The 23,759-nt window shown below is 35.5% G+C and carries 22 protein-coding genes, 1 pseudogene and 1 riboswitch; of the genes and pseudogenes, 4 read left to right on the forward strand and 19 right to left on the reverse strand.

Translation table 11 applies throughout. The features are described from left to right. Positions 1–227: 227 nt before the first annotated feature. Entirely contained in the window at positions 228–1,535 is a 1,308-nt protein-coding gene (locus JF76_RS07585) for an APC family permease (protein ID WP_045928485.1), read from the forward strand. A 97-nt stretch (positions 1,536–1,632) separates the two neighbouring features. Here the strand turns inward: JF76_RS07585 and JF76_RS07590 are convergent, their stop codons facing one another. The 10 genes from JF76_RS07590 to guaA form a co-directional block, all read right to left on the reverse strand. Further along, positions 1,633–2,022 carry a DUF3021 family protein gene (locus JF76_RS07590; RefSeq protein ID WP_045928486.1) on the reverse strand — a complete coding sequence of 130 codons (390 nt, stop codon included), beginning with the start codon at positions 2,020–2,022 and terminating at the stop codon, positions 1,633–1,635. 1 nt (position 2,023) lies between these two features. Next, entirely contained in the window at positions 2,024–2,476 is a 453-nt protein-coding gene (locus tag JF76_RS07595; protein ID WP_045928487.1) for a LytTR family DNA-binding domain-containing protein, read from the reverse strand. A gap of 1 nt (position 2,477) precedes the next feature. Further along, positions 2,478–3,323, reverse strand: a complete 846-nt coding sequence (locus tag JF76_RS07600; RefSeq protein WP_045928488.1) for a hypothetical protein — start codon at positions 3,321–3,323, stop codon at positions 2,478–2,480. Continuing rightward, positions 3,324–4,178, reverse strand: coding sequence for an ABC transporter ATP-binding protein (locus tag JF76_RS07605; RefSeq protein WP_045928489.1), 855 nt, complete (start codon positions 4,176–4,178; stop codon positions 3,324–3,326). A 169-nt stretch (positions 4,179–4,347) separates the two neighbouring features. Further along, the gene (locus JF76_RS07610) at positions 4,348–5,925 is read right to left on the reverse strand and encodes an ATP-binding cassette domain-containing protein (RefSeq protein ID WP_045928490.1); all 1,578 of its coding nucleotides are present in this window, start codon (positions 5,923–5,925) and stop codon (positions 4,348–4,350) included. Then, complete coding sequence (locus tag JF76_RS07615) at positions 5,915–7,516, reverse strand: ATP-binding cassette domain-containing protein (RefSeq protein ID WP_045928491.1); 1,602 nt, start codon at positions 7,514–7,516, stop codon at positions 5,915–5,917. Before JF76_RS07615 ends, JF76_RS07610 begins: the two co-directional genes overlap by 11 nt. A gap of 157 nt (positions 7,517–7,673) precedes the next feature. Beyond that, on the reverse strand, positions 7,674–8,702 hold the full coding sequence (gene rsgA / locus JF76_RS09995; RefSeq protein WP_052697098.1) for a ribosome small subunit-dependent GTPase A: 1,029 nt from the start codon (positions 8,700–8,702) through the stop codon (positions 7,674–7,676). 87 nt (positions 8,703–8,789) lie between these two features. Then, entirely contained in the window at positions 8,790–9,500 is a 711-nt protein-coding gene (budA, locus tag JF76_RS07625; protein ID WP_045928492.1) for an acetolactate decarboxylase, read from the reverse strand. 113 nt (positions 9,501–9,613) lie between these two features. Beyond that, complete coding sequence (locus JF76_RS07630) at positions 9,614–10,366, reverse strand: hypothetical protein (RefSeq protein ID WP_045928493.1); 753 nt, start codon at positions 10,364–10,366, stop codon at positions 9,614–9,616. 476 nt (positions 10,367–10,842) lie between these two features. After that, positions 10,843–12,399: a glutamine-hydrolyzing GMP synthase gene (gene guaA, locus JF76_RS07635; RefSeq protein WP_208854442.1), complete on the reverse strand. Its 1,557-nt coding sequence runs from the start codon at positions 12,397–12,399 to the stop codon at positions 10,843–10,845. Positions 12,400–12,583: 184 nt separating this feature from the next. Next, a riboswitch (purine riboswitch) is annotated at positions 12,584–12,681 on the forward strand. 80 nt (positions 12,682–12,761) lie between these two features. Here guaA and JF76_RS07640 point away from each other — a divergent pair. Further along, positions 12,762–13,340 carry a xanthine phosphoribosyltransferase gene (locus tag JF76_RS07640; RefSeq protein WP_045928494.1) on the forward strand — a complete coding sequence of 193 codons (579 nt, stop codon included), beginning with the start codon at positions 12,762–12,764 and terminating at the stop codon, positions 13,338–13,340. Further along, positions 13,340–14,653 carry a nucleobase:cation symporter-2 family protein gene (locus JF76_RS07645; protein ID WP_045928495.1) on the forward strand — a complete coding sequence of 438 codons (1,314 nt, stop codon included), beginning with the start codon at positions 13,340–13,342 and terminating at the stop codon, positions 14,651–14,653. The genes JF76_RS07640 and JF76_RS07645 overlap by 1 nt, the downstream gene beginning before the upstream one ends. A 73-nt stretch (positions 14,654–14,726) precedes the next feature. On the opposite strand, the gene JF76_RS07650 is transcribed toward JF76_RS07645, so the two are convergent. Together JF76_RS07650 and JF76_RS10130 are read right to left on the reverse strand one after the other, a co-directional pair. Continuing rightward, positions 14,727–15,611: a phosphotransferase gene (locus JF76_RS07650; RefSeq protein WP_052697099.1), complete on the reverse strand. Its 885-nt coding sequence runs from the start codon at positions 15,609–15,611 to the stop codon at positions 14,727–14,729. A 129-nt stretch (positions 15,612–15,740) separates the two neighbouring features. Then, a pseudogene (locus JF76_RS10130) lies at positions 15,741–15,884 on the reverse strand (helix-turn-helix transcriptional regulator); the annotation flags it as partial. A 265-nt stretch (positions 15,885–16,149) separates the two neighbouring features. Between JF76_RS10130 and JF76_RS07655 the strand changes: the two are divergent. Then, complete coding sequence (locus JF76_RS07655; protein WP_045928496.1) at positions 16,150–17,565, forward strand: C69 family dipeptidase; 1,416 nt, start codon at positions 16,150–16,152, stop codon at positions 17,563–17,565. Between the two features lie 116 nt (positions 17,566–17,681). On the opposite strand, the gene JF76_RS07660 is transcribed toward JF76_RS07655, so the two are convergent. The 7 genes from JF76_RS07660 to JF76_RS07690 form a co-directional block, all read right to left on the reverse strand. After that, positions 17,682–18,395: a GntR family transcriptional regulator gene (locus JF76_RS07660; RefSeq protein WP_141639326.1), complete on the reverse strand. Its 714-nt coding sequence runs from the start codon at positions 18,393–18,395 to the stop codon at positions 17,682–17,684. A gap of 32 nt (positions 18,396–18,427) precedes the next feature. Continuing rightward, on the reverse strand, positions 18,428–19,519 hold the full coding sequence (locus JF76_RS07665; RefSeq protein WP_045928498.1) for an SIS domain-containing protein: 1,092 nt from the start codon (positions 19,517–19,519) through the stop codon (positions 18,428–18,430). Positions 19,520–19,554: 35 nt separating this feature from the next. After that, positions 19,555–20,388 (reverse strand): PTS system mannose/fructose/sorbose family transporter subunit IID, encoded by an 834-nt coding sequence (locus JF76_RS07670; protein ID WP_081945388.1) that lies wholly within the window; start codon positions 20,386–20,388, stop codon positions 19,555–19,557. Further along, entirely contained in the window at positions 20,378–21,139 is a 762-nt protein-coding gene (locus tag JF76_RS07675) for a PTS mannose/fructose/sorbose/N-acetylgalactosamine transporter subunit IIC (protein ID WP_034981518.1), read from the reverse strand. Before JF76_RS07675 ends, JF76_RS07670 begins: the two co-directional genes overlap by 11 nt. Positions 21,140–21,167: 28 nt before the next feature. Next, positions 21,168–21,653 (reverse strand): PTS sugar transporter subunit IIB, encoded by a 486-nt coding sequence (locus JF76_RS07680; RefSeq protein WP_045928499.1) that lies wholly within the window; start codon positions 21,651–21,653, stop codon positions 21,168–21,170. Positions 21,654–21,868: 215 nt separating this feature from the next. After that, positions 21,869–22,735 carry a PfkB family carbohydrate kinase gene (locus JF76_RS07685; RefSeq protein WP_045928500.1) on the reverse strand — a complete coding sequence of 289 codons (867 nt, stop codon included), beginning with the start codon at positions 22,733–22,735 and terminating at the stop codon, positions 21,869–21,871. Between the two features lie 17 nt (positions 22,736–22,752). Further along, entirely contained in the window at positions 22,753–23,751 is a 999-nt protein-coding gene (locus tag JF76_RS07690) for an SIS domain-containing protein (protein WP_045928501.1), read from the reverse strand. Between the last annotated feature and the right edge of the window lie 8 nt (positions 23,752–23,759).

Consider the following 23,759-nt stretch of genomic DNA (forward strand, 5'->3'; position numbering starts at 1 on the left):
CCTAAATTGTGTGACAAACAGGTTTAGCTTACTTAATAATCATTAGTAATAACTATCCGATAGTCATGTTTATTTTACCCGATCAAATGGGTTATGTAAATATAAATTAGCAAATACTGCGTAACGCTTTCAGAAAAAGTTTTTTTAATTTTCAAATCATCATCTTTTAATTTTGTCTATCAAAGCATATAATTACTTTTATCATTCAATTTAAGTAAGGTAAAAATATGAAAAGACAACTCAACTTTTTCGCCGCTCTAGCCACTGTCATGGGCACCATGATTGGTGGCGGTGCTTTTTTCAAAATTGCTAACATTTCAGCTTTAACTCACAATGCCTGGCTAAGTATCATAGTATGGCCATTTGCCGGCTTCATTACTCTAATGGCAGGATTAAGCATAGCTGAGTTAGCGTCAATATATCCCAAAGATGGCGGACCCGTCAGATATCTGGAAGAAATATACGGTCCCAAAGTTGCCTTTTTGTTTGGCTGGTCGCTAATAATCGTCTATTATCCGGCAAATATCGCTGCACTTTCAATCGTATTTGCAACCCAACTAAAAGAAATACCGCATTTTAAAGACTTATCTACTACAGTGATTGCTCTAATCGTGATGCTGGCAATTCTTTTGATCAATTGGATCGGATCAAAATTGAGTGGTCAGGTACAAAAAATAACTTTAGTTATTAAACTATTGCCAATTGCTGCAATTATAATCTTTGCTTTGTTTTATAGTGGACCTAATCAGCTAGCAGGAGCTCCAGCGCCTAAAATAGCATCTGCTTCGGGAGCAATGGCCTTCGGACAGGCTCTTTTAGCTGTGCTTTTTGCTTATGATGGCTGGCTAAGTATCGGTAATTTAGCCAGTGAAATCAAGAATCCCGCAAAAACTTTAGCCAAAGCTATTATTTGGGGACTTTTTGGGGTAACGATCATTTATACTCTTCTTAACTGGAGTTATGTTAGAGTCATTCCCTGGTCAAAAGTTGTAGGTAACCAGACAACAGCTCTACTTACCGCCAAAAAATTATTTGGTAGTGTGGGGGGTACTTTGGTTGCTACAGGTATTTTAGTTTCAGTGTTTGGTGCCATTAATGGCCACCTTCTTTTGGGATCCAGAATGCCTTATGTTTTAGGCAAAGAAAAGAAATTGCCAGCTGCAAACTTTTTCAGCAAATTAAATTCTAAAACTATTGTGCCTACCAACAGCATGATTTTTGAATGCGTAATTGCAACCATTATGATTTTTTCTGGTACATTTGATTCATTAACCAACATGCTGGTTTATGTTTCCTGGATTTTTTCAATTTTATTATTTTTAGGTGTCCTTATCTTACGTAAAAAACAACCAGATCTTTTACGACCGTATAAAACTCCTTGGTATCCTCTTCCACCTATTCTTGGGATCTGTGGTGCTTTATTCATTGTTGTTACCACTACGCTAACCCAGCCACTTTTGTCACTTACAGGTATTTTATTGACTCTTAGCGGCTGGCCGGTTTATGTTTATGTGCAAAAGAGAAATCAAACTTAATTAAAGTATAAAAATCTATATTAAAGACTTTTATAGAACAAAAAATATAGCCTTGGAGTATTTTCTATTCCAAGGCTTTTATATATTTCAAAATTATTTATTTTTTCGCATTTCTTTTTTTAATACTCGAATTAATTTCTTTTACAGTCTGCCTCTGTGACAAAATAATAATCAGCCAAATAACAATATAAACTAAGACAAAGACACCAACCAACCAAAAATCAATCGGCCACTTATTTATCCAGCACATTAACAACACCAATAAAAATGTCCCTATGATATGAACGCTAAAGGCAATAGCAGGTGGTACATCCATCGCAAAAATCATTGATAAAATTCCTATTAATCCAGAAATAATTAAAACAGAAATAACACCTAAACGGGTAGGAATACTAGGAGAAGCAAAAGTCAGTATTATCAAATAAGTAGCTGCACCAAAGCCCACACCGGTAAAGAAATAGTTAATGAAATTACTTAATTTTCTCATTTTACAGACCCAACTCTCTTTTTAATGCAGGCAAATACAATCTGGAAACATCAGCTTTTAGATTGTTTTGTAAAAGTGCGATCATATTTCCTGCAAAGCCTACTTCTATCGATTCCAGAAAATTAATATTGATAATGCCATGTTTCGAAACTTGGATAAACCCATCACCCAGTTTTTCTAGTACCTGATATAATCGACCAGTTGTTTTTATCATGTTTTTAGTAGTATAAAACGTAATATCTGTTGTCTGGATTTCTACTTTGATAATTTCTGTTCGTTTAATGGTTACTATTCTGTCTTCCACTTTAACTGGTAAAAGATCATACCTTTTTTCACCAAATTTATGCAAATAATTAATTAAATCATTAACTACTTCACTTTTTTGAGCTGCTTTAATTTCAACTTCAATTTCCTGTTCATTTAAATCAGAATCCGTTTTAAATTCAATTTTCACTTTACTTATTGCTCCTCCTATCAGTGATAAAAGAAAGCAAACCAATTACTAAAATTAGTATTGCAATCATTAATAGCAAAACGAGCATATTATTTAGCCGCCAATTATTCATCTTAAATTGTATTCCTAAATAATTTGTTAAATGCCGTTTTACATTAGCAGGAAAAGTGGCCAGTGTCTGCTTAAGTAAAAAATATCTTAAAGCAGCTGCTTCATAACTACTTGGTACTAATTTTACCAAACTTTGGGCGCCAGAAACCAATATGCCATAGGGCAAATATGTTGCTACAGCAAACCCAGCAGCAGCTCCTAAAACAGCGGAAAGCCTGCTAAAAGTAGTGCTGGAATGCATGAAAAGCACGATTATTTCATCTAATAAAGTCGCTGCAATCGCACCTACCAAGATATACAAAAGTCCGGGTAAAAGTGCTGATTGAGGAATCGAGATATGATCAACTAATGAAAAGTACATGGCCATTACGATAAAGGTGATGATTTGCATAAAAAAGCTGACTGTTGTTCCGGATAAAATGTAAGCAAAATTTTCTGCAAAACGTGATATGCCAGTTAGTTCAAAATCAGCGTCGGCTCGCGTTTCGCGGTCACTTACTTGTTGACCTAAGGCCTGAAAAGCCGTAGTAATACCAGAAACCGCAACAATACCCGCTATCATCCATAAATCCAACATTTTAGTCACATGAGGTAATTGCTGCCAATTACTTCTTAAATTATTTTGCAAAAAGCCAATATAGATAAAGAAAGAAATCAGTGCACCCAAGCATGACATGAATACAGCAGGAATGTTAGAGAAATAAATTTTCAAATTTCTACGAAATAATGCAAACATTTAATGTATCTCCTTTCCGGTAATCTGAAGGAAGGCATCATTGATTGTTCCTTTGCGATACGAAAAATCAATAATATTTTCTTGATTGTTTTTTAAAATTTCAATTGCTTCTTGAGGGGATAATATGTCAATCGCAACTTGATCTTGACTGAGTCGAATAACTTTTTGTTTAATCTGTAAAATTTTTGTTTCCTTAACAGTAAGAATCAATTTATTAGGGGCAAATTCCGTCTTAATTTCCGCTGCGGAGCCACTGGCAAGAATTTTACCGTTTTCCAAAATATACATTTGGTCAGCATTTTCTGCCTCTTCTAAATAATGCGTTGTCAAAAAAATAGTAAGGTTTTGTTGCTGCTGCAGTTTAGTCAATAATTTCCAAATAGCATTTCTTGTTTGAATATCAAGTCCTGTAGTTGGTTCATCTAAAAAAAGCAAATCCGGGTTACAAATCAATGCTCGAGCTATGTCTACCTTTCTTTTTTGACCACCTGATAAAGTGCTAAATTTTTGATTTAAAAATTCTTTGATGCCGATCAAATTAATTAGGTGTTCAAGCCACTCATTAGAAAATTTACGATACATCTGTGCCCTTAAATAAAGGTTATCCTTGACTGTTAAAACATTATCTAAAACGCTATTTTGAAAAACTACTCCAATTTTAAGATTTGAGGCTTTTGAAATGATACCTGAAGTTGGTTTTAATAGTCCTGTTAACATATTTATTGTGGTTGACTTGCCTGCACCATTCGTACCTAAATACGCCACTAATTGTCCTTGCTTTATTTGAATATCAGCTTTATTAACGGCAATTTTATTACCAAATTTTTTAGTTAACCCTTGTGTTTCAATTAACATAGCGACACCTCTTCCTTAATTTGAAATAAGCATACTAGTTCAAATAAAATTTGTAGCGCATTTTATAATAAGAGACAAAATAGTAATCACAAAAAGATGAAATTAAGACACAAAAATAAAAAAGGTGTTGATCAAATTTTGGTCAACGCCTTTAGTGTTCAAAATTAACTTATTTACTTAAATGAATCTCGCGGTCAAATAATAGCTGCAATTTTTTATCAAAATTATGGGCGATGAAAATGACAGTACTCGGCAATTTAAGGAGTTCTTGCAAGATCGCTCTGGTCCCTGCCTGATCAATTGCACTTGTGCCTTCATCAATTAACAGAATCTTACTGTCATGTATCTGGGTACGCGCTAAAATTATTTTTTGCCTTTGGCCACCTGAAACATTCAGTTTTTGCAAATTTACTTTGGTTTCTATACCCTGAGCAAATTGAGCCAGATCTGGTTTTAACCCAACGGTAACTGCAGCGGGTTCAGCTAGTTGGTTTAACTGAGGGTCAAACATCGTAATATTGTTTTTAATGGTGCTGGGAAATAAAACAGGATCTTGGGCAATATAGCCAATTTTAGCCAAATCAGGTTTAATCACTTTTCCCTCTTGATCCTTAAACGCTATTTTCCCCGAACTCGGTGGCAAAATCCCTAAAAGTATTTTAAACAAAGTTGACTTGCCTGCACCGCTATCACCTGATAGCAAAATTTTTTCGCCAAAATTGACAGTGATATCAGGGAACTTTAGAGTCTCACCATTAGGAAAACTAATTGCCAAATCTTTTGTACTAAAAGCATAAGGTGTTGCTAAGTTTTCCTCATCAGTTTTTACTGGCAAAGTCGCCGCTGTAACTTTATTTCTTAAAGTTTTACTGCCCTTAATTAAGCCAAAATAGAATGGCAAGTATTCGATTGCCAGCGAAATATAATGACTAAAATTACCGATAACCGCAATCGCACCAAACGTGACTAGTCCGCTTTTAATTAAAATACCCGTCCAGACGAACAATATCAGGATCATAATTTGCGCAACACCATTGGTAATAATGGACAAAACTTGTTGTTCCTGTGTCTGCTTGAGGTTGGCTTTTTCTAAATCTTGCGCGCCCTTGTGCATTACGCTAGTTAATTTATCACCGGCAAGATACCGCTCTAATTCAGCAATACCGCTTAACCATTTTTCAATTAGATCCAAATATTGTCTATTTTGATGAGAAACCTTTTCCGTTGCTCTTTGCAACGGCTTTTCAATTATTTTAGGTAAAACAATGGAAACTGCTACCGAAATTAAGATGAGCAGCAACAAACTCCAGTGCATCGTTAGCAGGGCAATTACGGAGAAAATAACATAGCCCAGAAAATTGCAAATGACCGGAATTAAGTTAAAAGACTGATCATTAACCGTATTAAGATCATTGGTCAGGCGACTTTTAACTTGCGAAGTTTGATAATCTTTACGATCATGGTAGATGTGACTTACCATCTTGCTTCTTAATGTGTGATTAAATTCTTGAACTTGTCGTGTCAGTAAACATTCGGAACCCCAGTCAAAAGCATACGATGAGAGATAAGCTAACGTAGTAAAAGCAATGATTAACAGCCACGCTTGACCGTCATGTTGGCGCAAGGCGGTAAATTCCCACATATTTGAGTAAGATGCCCCGATTAAAACAAAGGGTTGCAAGAGGCTAAAAAGCACCATAGATATGAAACGAATTCGATTGGTATGAAAGAAGTTTTTAAAAGTCATTGTGGTTCTCCTTCTGGCTTGCTAACCGAATCGTTTTATCAAACATATTTTTAACTTCAGAATTAAGATTATGAGCAATCATGATCACAGTCTTATTAGTGTGAACAAGTTCAGCAATAATTTGCTTAGTCGCTTTGCTATCAATGGCACTTGTCGCTTCGTCCAGCAAAATAATTTCATCAGCGAAAACTTCTGATCTGGCAAGGATAATCTTTTGCCTTTGACCACCGGATAAATTATTTTTATCCAAATCAACTTGGGTATCAGTTCCTTGGGGAAATCTCGCAATGTCGCTCTGCAATTGCACTTTATTAATTAAATTAGGTACTTGATCCAACAACTGCTGGTGAAACATCACGATATTTTCCGCAATTGTTCCTGGAAACAATTGCGGATCTTGAGCAATGTAACTAATCCGGTTTAAATTTGGTTGAAAAATCTGCCCCGTATTATTTCTAAAAATAATTTGACCTTGATAGGGCTTGATCTTACCCAAAAGAGCTTGAAGCAGTGTTGACTTGCCAGTTCCGCTATCCCCTGCAAGCAAAACTTTTTCACCCTTATTGATCACAAAATCAGGGTATTTAATTATTGGACCATTAGGATATTTAAGCGCCAAATTTTTAATTTCAATTTGGGCAATTTGAGTAGATGACCTATTCGGTTTGGTTTTAGTGTTAGAAATCAGACTAGCAGTAGTTTGATTGATATTTTTAGTAGATTTAATCTTGACCGCAGCACTTGTAATAGAGGATACAGCTGAAAAAATACCAAAAGCAAAAGAAGTCGAAGCTAATGCCGCCCCAATTTTTATTTGACCAGTTAAAAATAGGATGCCTGCTAAAAAGGCAATCGACATTTGCCCTAAAGTATTACCAATTCCATTAATTGTATTGGAAGCACAGTTTTTATTGGTTTGATTGACTTTGGACTTTTCCAACTTCTCAGCATAGCTGCTCAATTCTTTATTTAAGATCGTCCACGCATGATACCGCCGCAGTTCATTTAAGCCATTGATCCATTCACCGATACCAGTTAAAAAAGCGCTAGTATTTTTCATCACTTTTCTACTTGCCTCTGAAGTCATGCGCGCCATTATTTTGGGTAAGCTTAAATCTATTAGAACAAAAATTGCAGTTAGTAAAACAAAAGACCAATTTAAGCTAAAAAGGACGCCAGCAGAAAGCAAGATAATGAATAAATTGCTAAGAACATTAACCCACGGCAGAGCAAAATCGCTGGTCAAAGTATCGAGATTGCTTTGCAGACAGTTCTGCATTTGCGCCACAGTCGCATCGTTTTCAGTATAAAAATGGTCTACCATTTGCCCTCTTAATTGATCAAGATATTCCTGAATCTGTGCGTTAAAAAGGTAAGTCGCTAAAGGTAGAATAAATACACCACAAACTACCGGGATAAATTCAATTAATTGCCAGCGAATGTAAACGGGCAAATTGCCGACGCTTAATCCATTAACTGCAAATTGAAAAAAATATTGGTCAAGTGAGCCGGTAACAGCGAAAATAAAATAAAGTAAGATAATAAAAATTGCTCGTTGTTTATTAGAGCCAATCAGTCCCTTTAATGTCATGTGCTTGCATCTTTCATTTTATGCTAAATCAATTTTATTAAATTTATCTAATAATAAAATGAATGAGCAAGGGTGTCAAATTAGCAGGCAAAATATAATCGCCGGTTATAAAAAAACTAATTCTTTAAAAAGAATTAGTGTGAAAGTGATTAAAATTTTACATTGGCGGTTTACGATAATGATGGTAGTTAATGGTTGCCTTTTTAAACTCAGCCTTTTTATTTAATTTCTTTGCCAATTTTTGATCTAAGTACCCTTTAGTTACTTGACTTTCTTTTTCCAAAGCTATGAACTGATCATAAACTTTTCGTTCTAATGTTCCATTGTTAACAGCTTCTTTAACGGCACAGTCAGGCTCATCTATATGCTTACAATCATTAAAGCGACACTTCTCAGAGAGATCGGCAATCTCAGGAAAAACTTGCTTCAGATTGCCACCACTAACGCCCATACTTTTAATTCCAGGTGTATCAATTAGAACAAAGTCTCCAAGTTCAATTGGGATTAATCTTGAGCTCGTTGTTGTATGCCTGCCTTTATCAGTCTTTGCACTGATACGGTTTGTAGACATCAATTCTTTTTGAGCAATGGCATTAATCAAACTTGACTTTCCAACTCCTGAATTACCATAAAAAGAAACAGTTTGCCCTGGCAAAATACTTGAACGTAATTCAGCCAATCCTTTTCCAGTGATACATGAAGTACAAAAAACTGGTATTTTTAATTTATCAGCAATTTGTTGGGCAAGGTTCATACTCTCTAGGAAAAGATCTGATTTTGTTAAAACTATTGATGTTTGATACTCATTTTCTTTTTTTAAAGCATAAAGAAAACGGTTGATACGGGAAGTCTTTAAATTTTTATTCATTGAAAAACAAATAAACAGCTGATCAATATTGCTTGCCGAATCTTTTTCTTGGGCATGAAATTCTTCACCGGTTATTCGACCTAATGTACTATAACGCGGTAGGCGCTCATTAATTAAATCAAAATCTATTTGTGGGTCTAAGGTTACCCAATCACCTACCAGAAATTGCTCTGACCGTTTTTTAGGAATGGCATTATTTTCACTGCCATCCAAACGCATTACTTTATACATATCAGCAGAATTTAAGAAAATTCTTCCAAGTGTCTGTTCTTTATCAACTGACTCATGTTGTTTATATATATTTAATCCTAAATCCAATAGATGCTCCTATAGATTAATTTAATACTCCGATCTACTTATAAGTTAATACTATAGCATGATTTTATATTAAAAAATAGTTAAAAATTATTCCGATTTCGAAATAACATTATCTAACTTGCTGGTGTCACTTAAATTGGCGTTTAAAAATTCTTGATTATCTATCGGTAAATGCAATTCAAAGTTTTCTATTGGCTGAACGCTGACTGTTACATCTTTCATCGTAGCTGCCAAAACATGACCGCCAAAGCTTAAATTATCTGCCAAAAAGTGATTGTGAAATCCTGAAACTCCAACACCTTGAAAAACAGTTGGTGTGTAATAAGTAATCATTGTGCCTGAAATATTTTCAGCTTCAAACTCTACTTGATTTTCAGCTATTTTCCCCAGAGATGGATATGGCTTATGAGATTTTTTAGAAGACCTCGTACGAATTTTTTGGAAAACACCTTTAGTCAATATTGCGAAAAATTGATTTCGGGCGTTATTTTTGGTCAAAACATCTTTTAGCATTTCTGTTAATTCGACATTTTGGTATTCTTTGAATTCGTGATAATCCGCAAAACTAACGTCAGCATATGTTACTTTAAAGTCATCTGGCAGTTTCACTGCCGGACCACTAACATCTATTTTGTAACCGACACCGTCTAATATAACTAATTCACCATCAACGCCATCACCAGTTCCGATACCAATATTGCCATGTTTTAACAATTCTCGCAGGGGTAAAGTGCCTTCCAATAAACCTTCAACTAGCATTTGCATAGTCCCGTGTTGAAATAATGTGTTTTTCGTCATATTTGCTGCTCCATTAATTCATACACTTATAATAAAACAAGCTTAATTTATTAATATTTTCTATCTGCTTGATGGAAATTTTCTTCTATCAAGTTTATTCCTTCATTACCAATTTAATCCAAAATATCCAAAGCTTTTTTATATAATTCAAAATTATTTACACTTAGCCATAATAAAATACCATTTGCTATAAAAGCCTGTATAATATTTGATTGTTTTGGTAATATTTCCAAAAGCATTTCTTGAGGAGCAATTTCAAATTTAGTAATAGTTTTATTTCTGGCATAAACATTTTTTCCTATAAAAGTCGACTTCCTCATACTATACGAAAAATTCAAATGTGCTGAAGCATTTCTAATTCTTTTATCCATACAGTCAATTAGAAAATCCCAATCAGTAGTTGACTGATGCAATCTATTGATTAAACTTCCCGCAGATTCAAAGTATAAATATTCAAGTGAGTATTCTTTATTATTCAATAACCTGTCAATACAAACCAAATTTGCCAATATTTTTTTATCAAGTTCAAAAGAATTCTCCAAATCTGTTATTAACAAATTAGCTAATACCATTTTATGTATTGGCTTTTTATCAATAATTCTTTGAATGTATTGTCTCACTTCAGTATGCTGATTAATATAAGCATCATAAGATGATCTATTTTCTAAATTTCGATTTTCTTTTGTACCTATTACCCAAGCACCAATTAAGTCCGCTGTTTTGCTTGCATTTACCATACAAGCTTCATTAATTATTAAAGCCAGTTTTCGAGTAATAGTCTTTAAATGATCTAATCTAGTAGAATCTGGAGCAAAAATAGCTATATAATCTTGATAAAATTCTTTCGGAGTTTTAATCTGGTTCATTTTTCAACCTTCTTACAAAAATTACATATCAAATAATAATGATAAGTGTTCGCTATTGATTTCAAAGCCATTAATTCAGTTTACTATTTCATTTAACTTTTAACCATTTTTCAACAACTTAGAGTTTTTTGGAGAGGTGCATATGTACTCTTGTTAAAATGCCAATCTTTCTTTCATAAATATCAAGAAGGTTAAGCACGAATTTATTTTCTTTTTTATAACTTATAAATGCCTCTTTTAATTTTAAGAATTTTATTTTTGCCTTTGCATTGCGATATAAAGACTCACAAATTAAAACATCTTTTTATTAATTATCATCTAAATCATTATCTAACTCAACATTTTTTAATTTAAAAAGCCCTCAGTTTTAACTAAGAGCTTAATCAATACGGTAAACCTTTGATATAAAAAACTTCTAATTTTTTATATGGGATATTGCCATTAAATATGATTCTATAAAAATTTAATTTACCCTCTTATTCCCACTCAATCGTTGATGGTGGTTTACTGGTGACATCATAGACTACACGGTTGATGTTTGGCACTTCATCAACAATACGCGTTGAAATCTTTTGCAAAACATCCCATGGCAAGCGAGCAAAGTCAGCGGTCATCCCATCAATTGATGTAACTGCACGAATACCAATAGTATAGTCGTAAGTGCGACCGTCACCCATCACGCCCACGGATTTGATTCCGGGTAAAACGGTAAAGTATTGCCAAACTTTTTCCTGTAAACCGGCTTTTTTAATTTCATCCCTCAAAATTGCATCACTGTCACGCACCAGTTTGAGTTTATCCTCAGTTACTTCGCCAATAACGCGAATGCCAAGACCAGGTCCTGGGAAAGGCTGACGCCAAACCAAATCATGCTGAATGCCTAATTTTTCACCCAGTTCACGCACTTCATCCTTAAATAACTTGCGCAAAGGTTCAATTAATTTAAAATGCAAATCTTTAGGTAACCCACCAACGTTATGGTGCGACTTAATTGTCTGGGCAGTATTTGTGCCACTCTCAATAACATCGGTGTACAGGGTGCCTTGGGCCAAAAAGTCTACATCCTTAATTTTCTTTGCTTCGTCCGCAAACACCTCAATAAACTCTTTGCCAATGATTTTACGCTTTAGCTCTGGATCGGTGACACCTTTCAGTTTATTTAAAAAGCGCTCTTGGGCATTCACACGAATAATGTTAACGCCTAAATCACGGTTCAAGGCAGCCATTACTTCATCGCCTTCATTTTTGCGCAACATACCGTGATCCACAAAAATAGCCGTCAGCTGATTGCCAATTGCTTTGTGTAAAAGTGTCGCCGTGACACTGGAGTCTACTCCACCTGATAGTCCCAGAATTACTTTCTTATCTCCCACAGTTTTTCTAATCTCAGCAATTTGCAGGTCAATAAAATCAGACATTGACCAATCAGCCTTAGCACCGCAGACTTTAAAGGCAAAATTACGCAAAATATCAAGACCATATTGCGTATTGCGTACTTCTGCGTGGAACTGAATACCATACATTTTGACTTGATCGTTAGCAATAGCGGCAATCGGGCAATTCTTACTTGAAGCGACCGTTTCAAAGCCAGCAGGCGCACCAGTGACCAAATCACCGTGACTCATCCAGACGTATTCATCTTTGGGCAAACCGGCAAATAAAACGGAGTTAGTATCTTCAACTTCAATGTCGGCACGACCGTATTCAGAATTATCAGCTTTTTCGACTTTGCCGTTTAAATAAGAAGCCATTAGTTGCATCCCGTAACAAATGCCTAAGATAGGAATGCCCAATTTAAAAATTGCAGGATCTACTTTCAAAGCGTTTTGGTCATAAATACTGTTGGGCCCACCTGAAAAAATAATGCCCTTGGGGTTAATCTTTCTTATTTGGTCCATACTAATATCATGCGGCAACAACTCGGAATAAATTCCAAAATCCCTCAGTCTGCGTGTGATTAGTTGATTATATTGACTGCCAAAATCGAGCACAATAATCTCATCAAAATCACTAATATTCTTTTTCACCGACATCCAAGCTCCTTTACTAACTATCTTCAATACCATATCAACTTTACTAAGAAATAGGTCACTGGTCAACAATTTTTTAGCGTCATACTAATAATTCACGAATATTTTTAAAAATAATTATCTAAATAATTCGCGATTTCATTCTAAAATTGGTCTTGCACATATTATGCGACTCTGTTACAATGCTTGCAACAGGAAAATAAATATCTATATATTGCCGTAATGAGGTCGGCAGTTTCTACTCAGAACCGTAAATTCTGAACTATGGATAATATAGCATTTTGTGCGGCTATTTGCTGCTTTAAAGGGCTTTTTTTACCATAGTTTTGGTAGAAAAAGCCCTTTTTGTGATGAAGGAGGAAAAAGTGAAATTATTAGAAGACCGGATTCGCAGTGACGGAGAAGTTTTACCCGGTAACGTTTTAAAAATCAACTCATTTCTAAATCATCAGGTAGATCCCGAACTAATGAAGAAAGTCGGAGAAGAATTTAGTCGGCTATTTAAGGATAGTGGTGTTACAAAAGTGTTGACTTGCGAAGCTTCCGGAATTGCCCCTGGAGTAATGACAGCCTATGAATTGCATGTGCCTCTGGTCTTTGCTCGCAAGAAAAAGCCTGCAACACTGAATGACGCGGTTTATTGGGCAGATGTTTATTCTTACACTAAAAAAGTTACCAATCAGATTTGCGTTGAACAAAAATTCCTGCACAAAGATGACCACCTGTTAATTATCGATGACTTCCTGGCAAACGGTGAAGCTGTTAAAGGCATGATTAATATTGCTAACCAAGCTGGTGCTGAGGTAGCTGGTGTCGGTATCGTAGTTGCTAAAACATTTCAAGGCGGCAGCAAGTGGATTAAAAATCACGGGTATCACCTTGAAGCATTGGCAGAAATCGATAGTTTGGCCAATAATCAAGTACATTTTGTGGGGGAAAAATAATGGCAGAAAAAGAAGTTAGCCAGCAAAAAGCAGCGGTTTTAGGTTTACAGCACTTATTAGCAATGTATTCCGGGGCAGTCGCTGTACCCCTTCTAATTGGTAATGCACTAAAATTTTCTCCTGCACAAATGACCTATCTAGTTTCAATTGACATTTTCATGTGCGGCCTTGCGACACTTTTGCAATTAATGCGCAATAAGTACTTTGGTATTGGCTTCCCAGTCATTTTAGGTTGCGCCATTCAAGCAGTTGCCCCCTTGCAAATGATTGGGCAGAAATTCTCAATTAACGACATGTATGGTGCCATTATAGTTGCCGGCATTTTTGTCGTTTTAATCTCAGGCGTTTTTGCTAAAATTAAAAAATTCTTTCCTCCCGTCGTAACAGGGACTTTAATCACCACTATCGGTTTAACACTTGTTCCAGTGGCAATTCAAAATATGGGTGGTGGAAATTCTGCTGCTAAAAGTTTTGGCAGTGGTCAAAATCTCCTTCTGGCTTTTTGCACCATGTTCATTATCTTGGCACTGGAAATTTGGACTAAAGGATTCATCAGGTCAATCTCAGTTTTAATCGGCTTAGTTGCTGGGACAGTAATTGCAGCCTGTATGGGCCTAGTTTCATTCACTCCCGTCATGGAAGCATCTTGGTTCCACTTACCCCAACTGTTCTACTTCGGAGTGCCGAAATTCGAATGGTCTTCCAGTCTGACAATGATCATCATTGCTTTAGTCTCAATGGTCGAATCAACCGGCGTATTCTTCGCTATCGGTGACCTCTTACACCATGACGTCACTGAAGAAGACTTGAAGAAGGGTTACCGCGCAGAAGGTATCGCCCAAATTTTTGGCGGTTTATTCAATGCGTTTCCTTACACTACTTTCTCTCAAAATGTTGGTCTTTTGCAATTATCCGGTATTAAAACCAAGCGTCCGATTTACTGGGCCGGCGGATTACTCATGGCTATGGGTTTATTGCCTAAAATTGGCGCAATGGTAACAATCATTCCTACCCCAGTTTTAGGCGGTGCCATGCTGGTCATGTTTACCATGATTGCTGTTCAGGGCATTAAGACTTTAGCTAAAGTCGACCTCAGTGATAACAATAATGTGCTAATTATAGCCATCTCAGTGGGACTTGGACTCGGCGTTACTATTTATCCCCAATTTTTCAAAAACCTGCCGGCTACTGTCCAATTATTTCTAAGTAATGGGATCGTGATTACCAGCTTGTCAGCTACTATTCTGAATTTCTTACTTAAAGGAGGTGATAGAAAGGCAAAACAAAAAACTCAAACTGCAAATATCATGTAAATAAAATTGTTTTTACCCTTGAGACAATTTTGTTTGCGCCAAAAAAGTATCTTCTTATTTTGAAGATACTTTTTTAATTTGTAAATATCAAAGCACTCATGTTTGCCTTGTCGCTATTTTTCTTTCTGATGCCTAAAAATGAAAAACAAGTTGCCAGCATTTGTTCACCAATTTGCTTAAATGGCTTGTCAGCAATTTTTTCAGTATATTTCATAATTCCAATCGCAGTTATAAAAATTAGAAAGGACTGCGTCAAAGGAGTAACTGCTACTTCTTCACCACATTTTCTATACCCATTTATAAAGGAAGCAATTAGTTTTTGATTTAATCTAAAATCTTGGTAAAAAAGTTTAATGAAGTCCTGATAATTTACCCCCATGCGAGCGCGCTCAAAATCAATTAAACTCAGTTTCCCTCTAACAATTTTATAATTACGTAAACCTACATCCCCATGTAAAACTGTAGTTGCATGTGCTATCAAGTCTTTTTCAATATCCGCTTTTTGCGCTGTAAATAAAGCTAACACTTGCAGCAATCTGCTTTTAATTTCTTCATTCTGCAAGCTATTGCTATCCGACTTTGCTTTCTCAAACAATTGATTATTAAGATATATGCCAGAAAAAGGTTTTACGTTTCGGTGAAAACGAGCTAACTGTGTTCCCATCTTAAATGCTAAATCAGGGGTAATTTGTCCTTTAACATCAGTTGGCGCCAAATCTTTCATGACCAAAACAAATTGTTGCGTTTGTTTGACAACAAAAGAGTCTAATACCCGAGTATTTATTTGCTGGTTAACAGCTTTTTCAGTTAAAAATTTCCCTGCTTGTGCAAAGACTTTAACAAATATTTTTTGCTTAAACTTTGCACTATCACCAACAAAAGTGCTGTTTTGTGACTCGTGCGTGATCTTTGTTAAATTAGCTTGCAGTTTTTCTTGTACAATTTTTTCTATAGTCATTAGCCTAGTTCTCTCATTTCACCAATGCGGGCAATGCCCAAGCAACTTAGCACAAAAGTGGTTTACCGGTTTTCTTGCCAATCAAGGTAGCAGTATGAAAATGCACAATAAACAATGTTCTTCTTTGTATTAATCATTTTTTTCGCCTTCATATAAGAACAATTCGTCAACCGTTACCCTTAATATTTGCGCCAAGTGAAAAGCGTGTCCTAAAGATGGGTCATACTTATCATTTTCAATAGCATTGATCGTTTGCCAAGTAACATGAGCAGCTTCTGCTAATTTAGCCTATGAGTATCTCTGCTCTTTACGCAATTGAGCAATTCTATTTTTCACTAGTTCACTCTCCTGTCAAACATATTTGACTATTTTAGTAAACCAACTTTTACATTTTTCGTCAATCATAAATTAGAATTTAGTTAAAATCGTTAATTCGAAAAAGTAATAATAATTTAGGTTTAAGTTTACTTATTTTTTTGCAAACAGCCCTTCTTTTTTAATACAATATAGGTTAAGTAATTTTGAAAGGACAGATAAGATGAAAAAAGCAGAATGTACGACTATTCTCGTCGGTAAAAATGCCACCATTGACGGCTCAGCTATGATTGCCAGAAGTGAAGACGGTGGCCGTGAAATAATTCCTGAAGGGTTTGAACTTATTACACCTGAAAAGCAACCTAAGCACTATGAAAGTGTCATTAGTCACCAAAAGATTGATGATGAGGACTTAGCAGAAAAGCCTTTACGTTATACTAGTGCACCTGATGTCTCTGGTGAAAGCGGCATCTGGGGTGCAGCCGGAATTAACTCAGAAAACGTAGCAATGACTGCTACTGAAACTATTACCACAAATGCACGTATACAAGGCATTGATCCCCTTCTTGCAAAAGGCGGTCTTGGTGAAGAAGACTTTGTTACTTTGACATTGCCTTATATTCACAGCGCACTTGATGGCGTTAAGCGCATTGGTTATTTGCTGGAAAAATATGGCACTTATGAAATGAACGGTATGGCTTTTGCCGACCACGATGAAGTTTGGTACCTGGAAACTATTGGTGGTCACCACTGGATTGCACGCCGTATTCCTGATGACGCCTACGTTGTTGCTCCTAACCGTTTAAACATTGATGAATTCCATTTTGGTAAAGATGGTTTCTTGGCAGACGATGCCTTAGAAGATTTGATCAAGGAATACCACTTAAATCCTGACCGTGAAGGATACAACATGCGACACATCTTTGGTAGCTCAACCATAAAAGACGCCCACTACAACAATCCACGTGCCTGGTTTGTTCACAATTACTTTGATCCAGAATTCGGTGGCAAGCCAAGTGATCAAGATCAACCATTTATTTGCCATGCTAACCGCAAGATTAGCATCGAGGACATTTGTTTTGTTGAAAGTTCCCACTATCAAGATACGCCATTTGATCCTTATGGCGACCAAGGTACTTCTGAACAAAAGAAGACATTCCGTCCAATTGCCCTTAACCGGAACTTTGAAACCCATATTTTGCAAGTTAGAAATGATGTTCCTGAAGAAATCGCTGGTGTGCAATGGCTTTGCTTTGGTCCAAATACCTTTAACAGCTTTGTCCCATTCTATACCAACGTTAATGACACTCCAGCCAGTTTCCAGACTGGTCCAAAGTTCGATTTGAATAAAATTTTCTGGTTGAACAAATTAACAGCACAATTGGGTGACACTAATTTTAAGGTCTACGGTGAACTAGAAAATGACTTTGAGCAAAAATCATTGGCCCAATGTCACTTCATTCAACATGAAACTGATAAAAAAGTTGCAGGTCTGTCAGGCAAAGAAGCTGAAGACTTATTAACTGAGGCCAACCAAAAGATGGCTGATCAAGTTTACGACAACACCATTGAACTGCTGGGTAACATGGTCAATGAAGGCCATAATCTAGCAACACTTAAGTTTGACCTATTAGACTAATTTAATAATCAAGCTCTTAAGAAAAGTTAAAAAAGGCTCAATTACGTTAATTAACGTTATTGAGCCTTTTATATTGCCTATTTAGCAAAAAGTACAAATTTTAATGGAATCTGTCGTTACCTAATTCTTATTTGATAAACATCAGGATCCACAAATTCTTCACTACACTGAACTATTTTGCCATCCTGATTTTTAAGTACATTGTCAATATTCAATAATGAACAACCAAACGGCTTAGCCAGCAAATCAGATAATTCTTTATCAGCTTCAGTTGCACTGACTAATGTTTCTTGGGGACTTAATTTTTTAATAAGTGGATTCCTTTTTAATGCTTCATATAAAGATATTTCAATGTCACTTTTTTGCAGAAATTCATAGAATGGAGCCAAAATATAACTATCATCAACAATTACTGGTTGTTCATCAAGAAACAGAACCCTTTTAATGTTTAAACAAGTTGACGAATTTAAGCGAAAAATATTTTGAATTCTGCGTGACGGAATAATTTGGGCAAAATTGATTATCTTGGATGAAGGTAAAAAGCCGTTCTTTTTAGCCGTGTATGAAAAACCTTCTACAGAATTAAGCCGCAGAAGCTTTTTTACTTTTTCAGGTTTCCTAACATAGCTGCCATTACCTTGAATCTTTTCGATTAGTCCTTCTGTTGCCAATTGATTAATTGCTTTTCTTAAAGTTACGCGACTAACTCCAAATTCATCTTGTAATTCACCTTCGGTAGGAAGCTTAGAATCGACTGGATACTCACCATCCTGTATTTTTTGCTTTAGTTTTAGCATTACTTGATAATACAAAGTATTTTTTGCTTTCATTCTTTTGAAAACCAACTTCACTTCATTTAAAATTACTTAACGCTATTTGCTTTAGTTATCAAAACATCTTTTGTATTCGGATAATTCCTAACATTAAGGTCCTTACCCTGACCAGTATAAAGTAAATAAGCAAATAATTGCAACGGTATACAATATTCTAACGGGCAGAAATCTGCATCATTCAAAAATGATCCTTTTAATACATGATTAGAGGATATTCCTTCTTGTGAACCAATAGAATATGCATGATCAGTTTGTTCATTCAAGGCTTTGAAAAGCTTATTAGCTCTTTCATAGCCATAATTTACTGGTGCAACAATAATAGTATATGTTTCTTTATGCATTGAAGCAATAGGACCGTGTAAAAATTCTTCTACTTCAAAAGGTTGGAAATAATCTCTAACGGTTTCCAGAGATTTTAATGCACCTTCCATTATTGTGCCTTTATTATTACCATAACCCAATAAGTAACCGTGATGGCAGTTTTTCAAATCAGCTGAGTTTTCTTCAAACCAATTCTTACTTTCTTTGATAATTTCATTCAAGTTATTAACTGTTTTTTCTAGACGGTCAATATATTCATCAAATTCTTTAGTGGTCAATTGGCCCGCCCTTTTAGCCGCTTCTAGTGCAATTAAATAAAAGGTAAGAATAGATGCACTATAGCCTTTTGTTTTAGGGCCAACGTGCTCAAAGCCGCAGGCCAAAACAATTTTGTTTTGCGCTACCTGTGAACAAGAATTATCCCGATCTTCAGTAATCACAAAATTATCACAATTTAGGCTGTTTGCTCTGTTTAAAGCTGCAATTGTGTTAGTGCTTTCCCCCTCTTGGGTAATAGCTATGACTAGATCAGCACTCGTTGCCAACTGTTCATAATGAGCAAAATTATATGAGTTAACTGGAATTATGTGCTTTTTCAAGATTTTTTCCATAAAAGGCTGAGCTGTAATGCAAGAATTGAAAGATGTACCTGAGCCAACCAAATAAATATTGTGGTATTTATTCGTATTATCTGCAAAAGTTTGTGCAAAATTGTTATACAATTGTTCTCTATTGGCAATCATTTTTTTAAGAGTATCTTCTGTTTCATCAATATAATCAATCATTGACCAAGTTTTCATTATTAATTATCCCTTTCTCTGTTTAATAGCGAGTTTTACTTAAAAATCCCGAAATATTTAAAAATTATTCCAAAGGCGAAGCAGCCGATCATAATCCAAGAAGTTTTAACGTGCTTCTTTTGTAGTAACCAGTATATGAAGAATGTAACTGCTAACGGCAACAAATCTGGACATATTTGATCAACAATACTTTGTAGATTCAAAACCGTTTTACCTGATTTAAAGACATAAGCAAACTTGATATTAACCATTGAAGCTATCATGCCGCCAATTACAGTCAATCCCATGACAGAAGCAGCATTAGTTGCTTTTTGGAAACCACTACCACTAGATAGAGAATCAATTGCTTTAGTTCCCAGATCATAACCAAGAAACAAACCATAATACCTGGTCAAAAAATGAGGAATATTGTATAAAATCAAAAATAATATTGGTCCCAGGATATTTCCTTTTAAAGCTAAAGTAGTACCGACACCGGCAGCAATAACTCTAAATGTTCCCCAGAAAAATGTGTCTCCAATTCCTGCCATTGGCCCCATCAAGGCAACTTTAATATTGTTAATAGTTGAGATGAAAAAGTTGGAATTAGTAGCTGCCTCTTCCTCCATTGAAGCAGTAATTCCCAGTATAAAAGGTGACATAGCATAAGTGGTATTGTACACTTCGGATTCTCGGGTCAAAGCTTTACTCAAATCCTTTTTATCAGGATAGAGCTTTTTTAGCACAGGAATAATTGAATATGCGAATCCAGGTGCCTGCATTCGGTCCATACTATAACAAGCTGGTAACAAGAACGCGCGCCAAAAAACTGACATTAAGTCTTTTCTAGTTAGCTTTTTCCCTTTAAACATTTCTTCTTTAGATTTCATTGTCTTCTGTCTTCCCTTCGACTCCACTGCTGTTAGATAATAATATTAATGCTGCAATTACCGCACCAACCATTGCGACTCCAATGTTAGTAAGCTTAAAGAATGCTACCAAGATGAAACCCAAAAATAGGTATGGAGCAAATTTTTTGGTAAATGTCAGTTGCATAAGCAATGCAAAACCTAATGCTGGTAAAATACCTGCTGCTAAGGCAAAACCACCGGTAAGCCAATCTGGAATAAATTTCACCAGAGATTTAAATACTGGTGCACCTAAAAGCATAGCTACCAAAGCGATCAAGAATGGGAAAATAAAATAGTTAAATAATCCCAGCCATTGATTTCTTTCCATCGTTTTAGTATCGCCTCTGCCAGCAGCTTCTAATGACTTTTGACTTAAAATTTGATTTAAAGGCACATAGGTGATGTATTTTGTTGCCATTGCAAATGCAGCAATTGGCATTACCAAAGCAAGTGCAAGTTTAGGGTCAGTATGCGATTGCAATACTAGTGCAGTGCTAAGTGCACCACCCAAAATAACATCAGGTGGTGCGGCATTGGCTCCAATTCCTACAACACCCATTGAAAGAAGTTCAATTTGAGCTCCCAAAATTAACCCTGTTTTAACATCTCCATAAACTAGCCCCACCAGCGTACAAATTACAAGTGGTCTTTCCATCATGGTCATACCGAAAAGTCTTTCATCAATATGTCCAATTCCTGCAATTAACGCAACCAAGAATGACTGAATCATAGTCTTCCCTCTTTCTTTTCAAACATAACTATTGTTTATCAGTAATACTTTTAAAAGTATCTGACAAATCTTCAAATTTATGGTTAGGCGTAGGTTGCATACCGACCTTTATTCCTTTAGCCATAATCCTTTCAAATGAACCAATATCCTCCAATGTTAAATTTAAATTATCACGAATCATTGGTGCATTTTTTCTTATTCCACCAATAGTAATCTTTTCAACCCCACTTACTTGATCACAAATTTTTTCAGCATCGAAGGGATTATTAGTTAAAACCATCACGCGATAAGAACTATTTTGCGGATTATTTAAAAATTCAATAGCGCCATCAATTGTTCTAAAACCGATTTTGGTACTCGTTGGCACAGCCAATTTCATAGTACTCCGACGAATTTTATCGTTAAAAACCGCGTCATTCGCTACTAAAACTACATTTGCTTGTACTCTTGGAATCCAAGTCATGACAACTTGGCCATGTACGAGTCGATCATCCATATGCATTGCTACAATCAAAATAATATCCTCCTGTCTATAAATAATACGTTTTAAAACATATTATACATATTTTAAATATTTTTACAATATTTTATTAATAACTATTTAATTTTAAGCCATAAAAACCCTCTAGATTGTACAGATTTCATCTAGAGGGCTGTCTAATAACAATATTTATTTTAATTGGTTGATGTTTACTTCATTAAAGATATAACAGAACAAAATTTACAGATCTATTTAGTTATTTTGATTCCATGCCCAAATGATCCCTTTTGTCTAATCGTTTTAGCAGCAGCTAGAGCAGCTTTAGTTAGGCTCTCATTTATATCTTCTTCCGAGATGTTTTTTAAGTCTTTAGCTTTAGCGAGCAAATAGACCACGAGGTTAGCAAAAAATGTATCCCCAGCACCCATAGTATCAATGGGTTCAGGATCATACTGAACTTGGCCAACATACTTTTTCCTTTGATTACAGTCAAACAACAAAGGTGGCTCACCGCCATTTGTAAATAAGACAAAAACAGTATTAAGTCTCATGCACTGCGTTAATATTCTTTCCATATCATCAGCTTTTGCTTCCGACAAAGAAAATTGCGCAATATCGACATTTTTGGCTACCTGATTTAAATACTCAGTAGTATGATATTTAGCCATTTCAGAAAAATCATAAGCAATTAGGATACCTCTTTGGTGGAGTTTAGCAATAGCATTTTCAGAATTTGCATGGCATGCACTATATACCACCAGCGCTGAATCCAGAATTTTCATTAAATCGGGTTCATCTAGTGATGGCAACTGCCTGGCTCCTCTTATACTGTCAATAAATTGACGATCTCCATCCACAATGTTTACAAAAGTCTTTTCGGTTTTAGCATTAATTCGGTTGCAAAATGATGTGTTTACGTTTTCATCTTTTAAACTATTTAAGATTAATTCCCCATCATCATCTTTTGCTAGACTACCAACATAATATGAATCAACAAGTTGCTTTGGTGCAAAAACAGAAAAGTTAACTGCATTGCCCCCAGGATATTTTACATTTTGGTTTTGATAGTAATCTACTACATTATCTCCTAAACCAACAACATGTTCCTTTGACATCTTAAACAGCTCACTATCTAATAATCTACTACACGATAATAGCGACGTTTAGTTAAAGGATGATCTCTAATATCTTCCAAATGTAAACTCACTCTGCGTAAAGCGGCCCACATTACTGATGGTTCAACTATTGGTCTAAATTTCGTTGAAATATGGGATAAAGTAAATTCTTTCATATCAAACTTGGTGAATTGGTCTGTATATTTAGTAGCAAAGTTAGCCACTCGCTCATCTAACGGTCTCGTCGCTCCTTCTGATTCAAGCAGTACCACTGGAACATCCTTCTCAACCAATTCAAATGTACCATGGAAAAATTCAGGTGAACTAACTGATTTTGTTCTAAGCCATTGTGATTCTTCTAACACACACATTGAATAACTATAAGTCGTTCCCCACAGATCACCAGAACCAACCCAAATTTGATAGTCGGCATTTTGATATTTTTCTGCAAATTCTTTTGCCTTACTGTCAACCTCTTGGGCAACAATGTTCATGTCTCCTGGCAATGATTTAAGTTCATCAGCAAATTGTTCATAGTCATTAAATTCATTATTCACTTGCATAATTTTGCCAATCAAGAAATAAAAAGCTAATTCCTGAGGATGGTAGCCAAAAGTATTAACGGCATAAGTTGAGTGATGTGCTAGTGGCGTATTATCTTTGTTAACAATTGAAATAGTTCGTATACCCAATTGTTCCATCTTTTTAGCCAAAGCAACAGTTTCCTTAGTATCACCAGATTTAGAAAGTAGAATAACTATACTATTTTTATTTAGCTTCTTACTTCCTACAGCTAAAAAGTCCGCAGCTGTCAGCAAATAGCTGGGAATTGATGACTTACTTTCCATCCAATAATTAAATGGCTGCATCACAGCGTTTGAACCACCAGAGGCAGTGAAAAATATATTACTAATTCCTTCTTTTTGCACTTTCAGAGCAATTTGTTCAATATCGGCCCGTAAGCTATATGCCTTTTCCCCTTCAGTTACAAACTTTTCAGCGTCAAACTTTAACATTACAGTTT

The sequence above is a fragment of the Lactobacillus kullabergensis genome (assembly GCF_000967195.1).
GTDB classification, from domain to species: Bacteria; Bacillota; Bacilli; order Lactobacillales; family Lactobacillaceae; genus Lactobacillus; species Lactobacillus kullabergensis.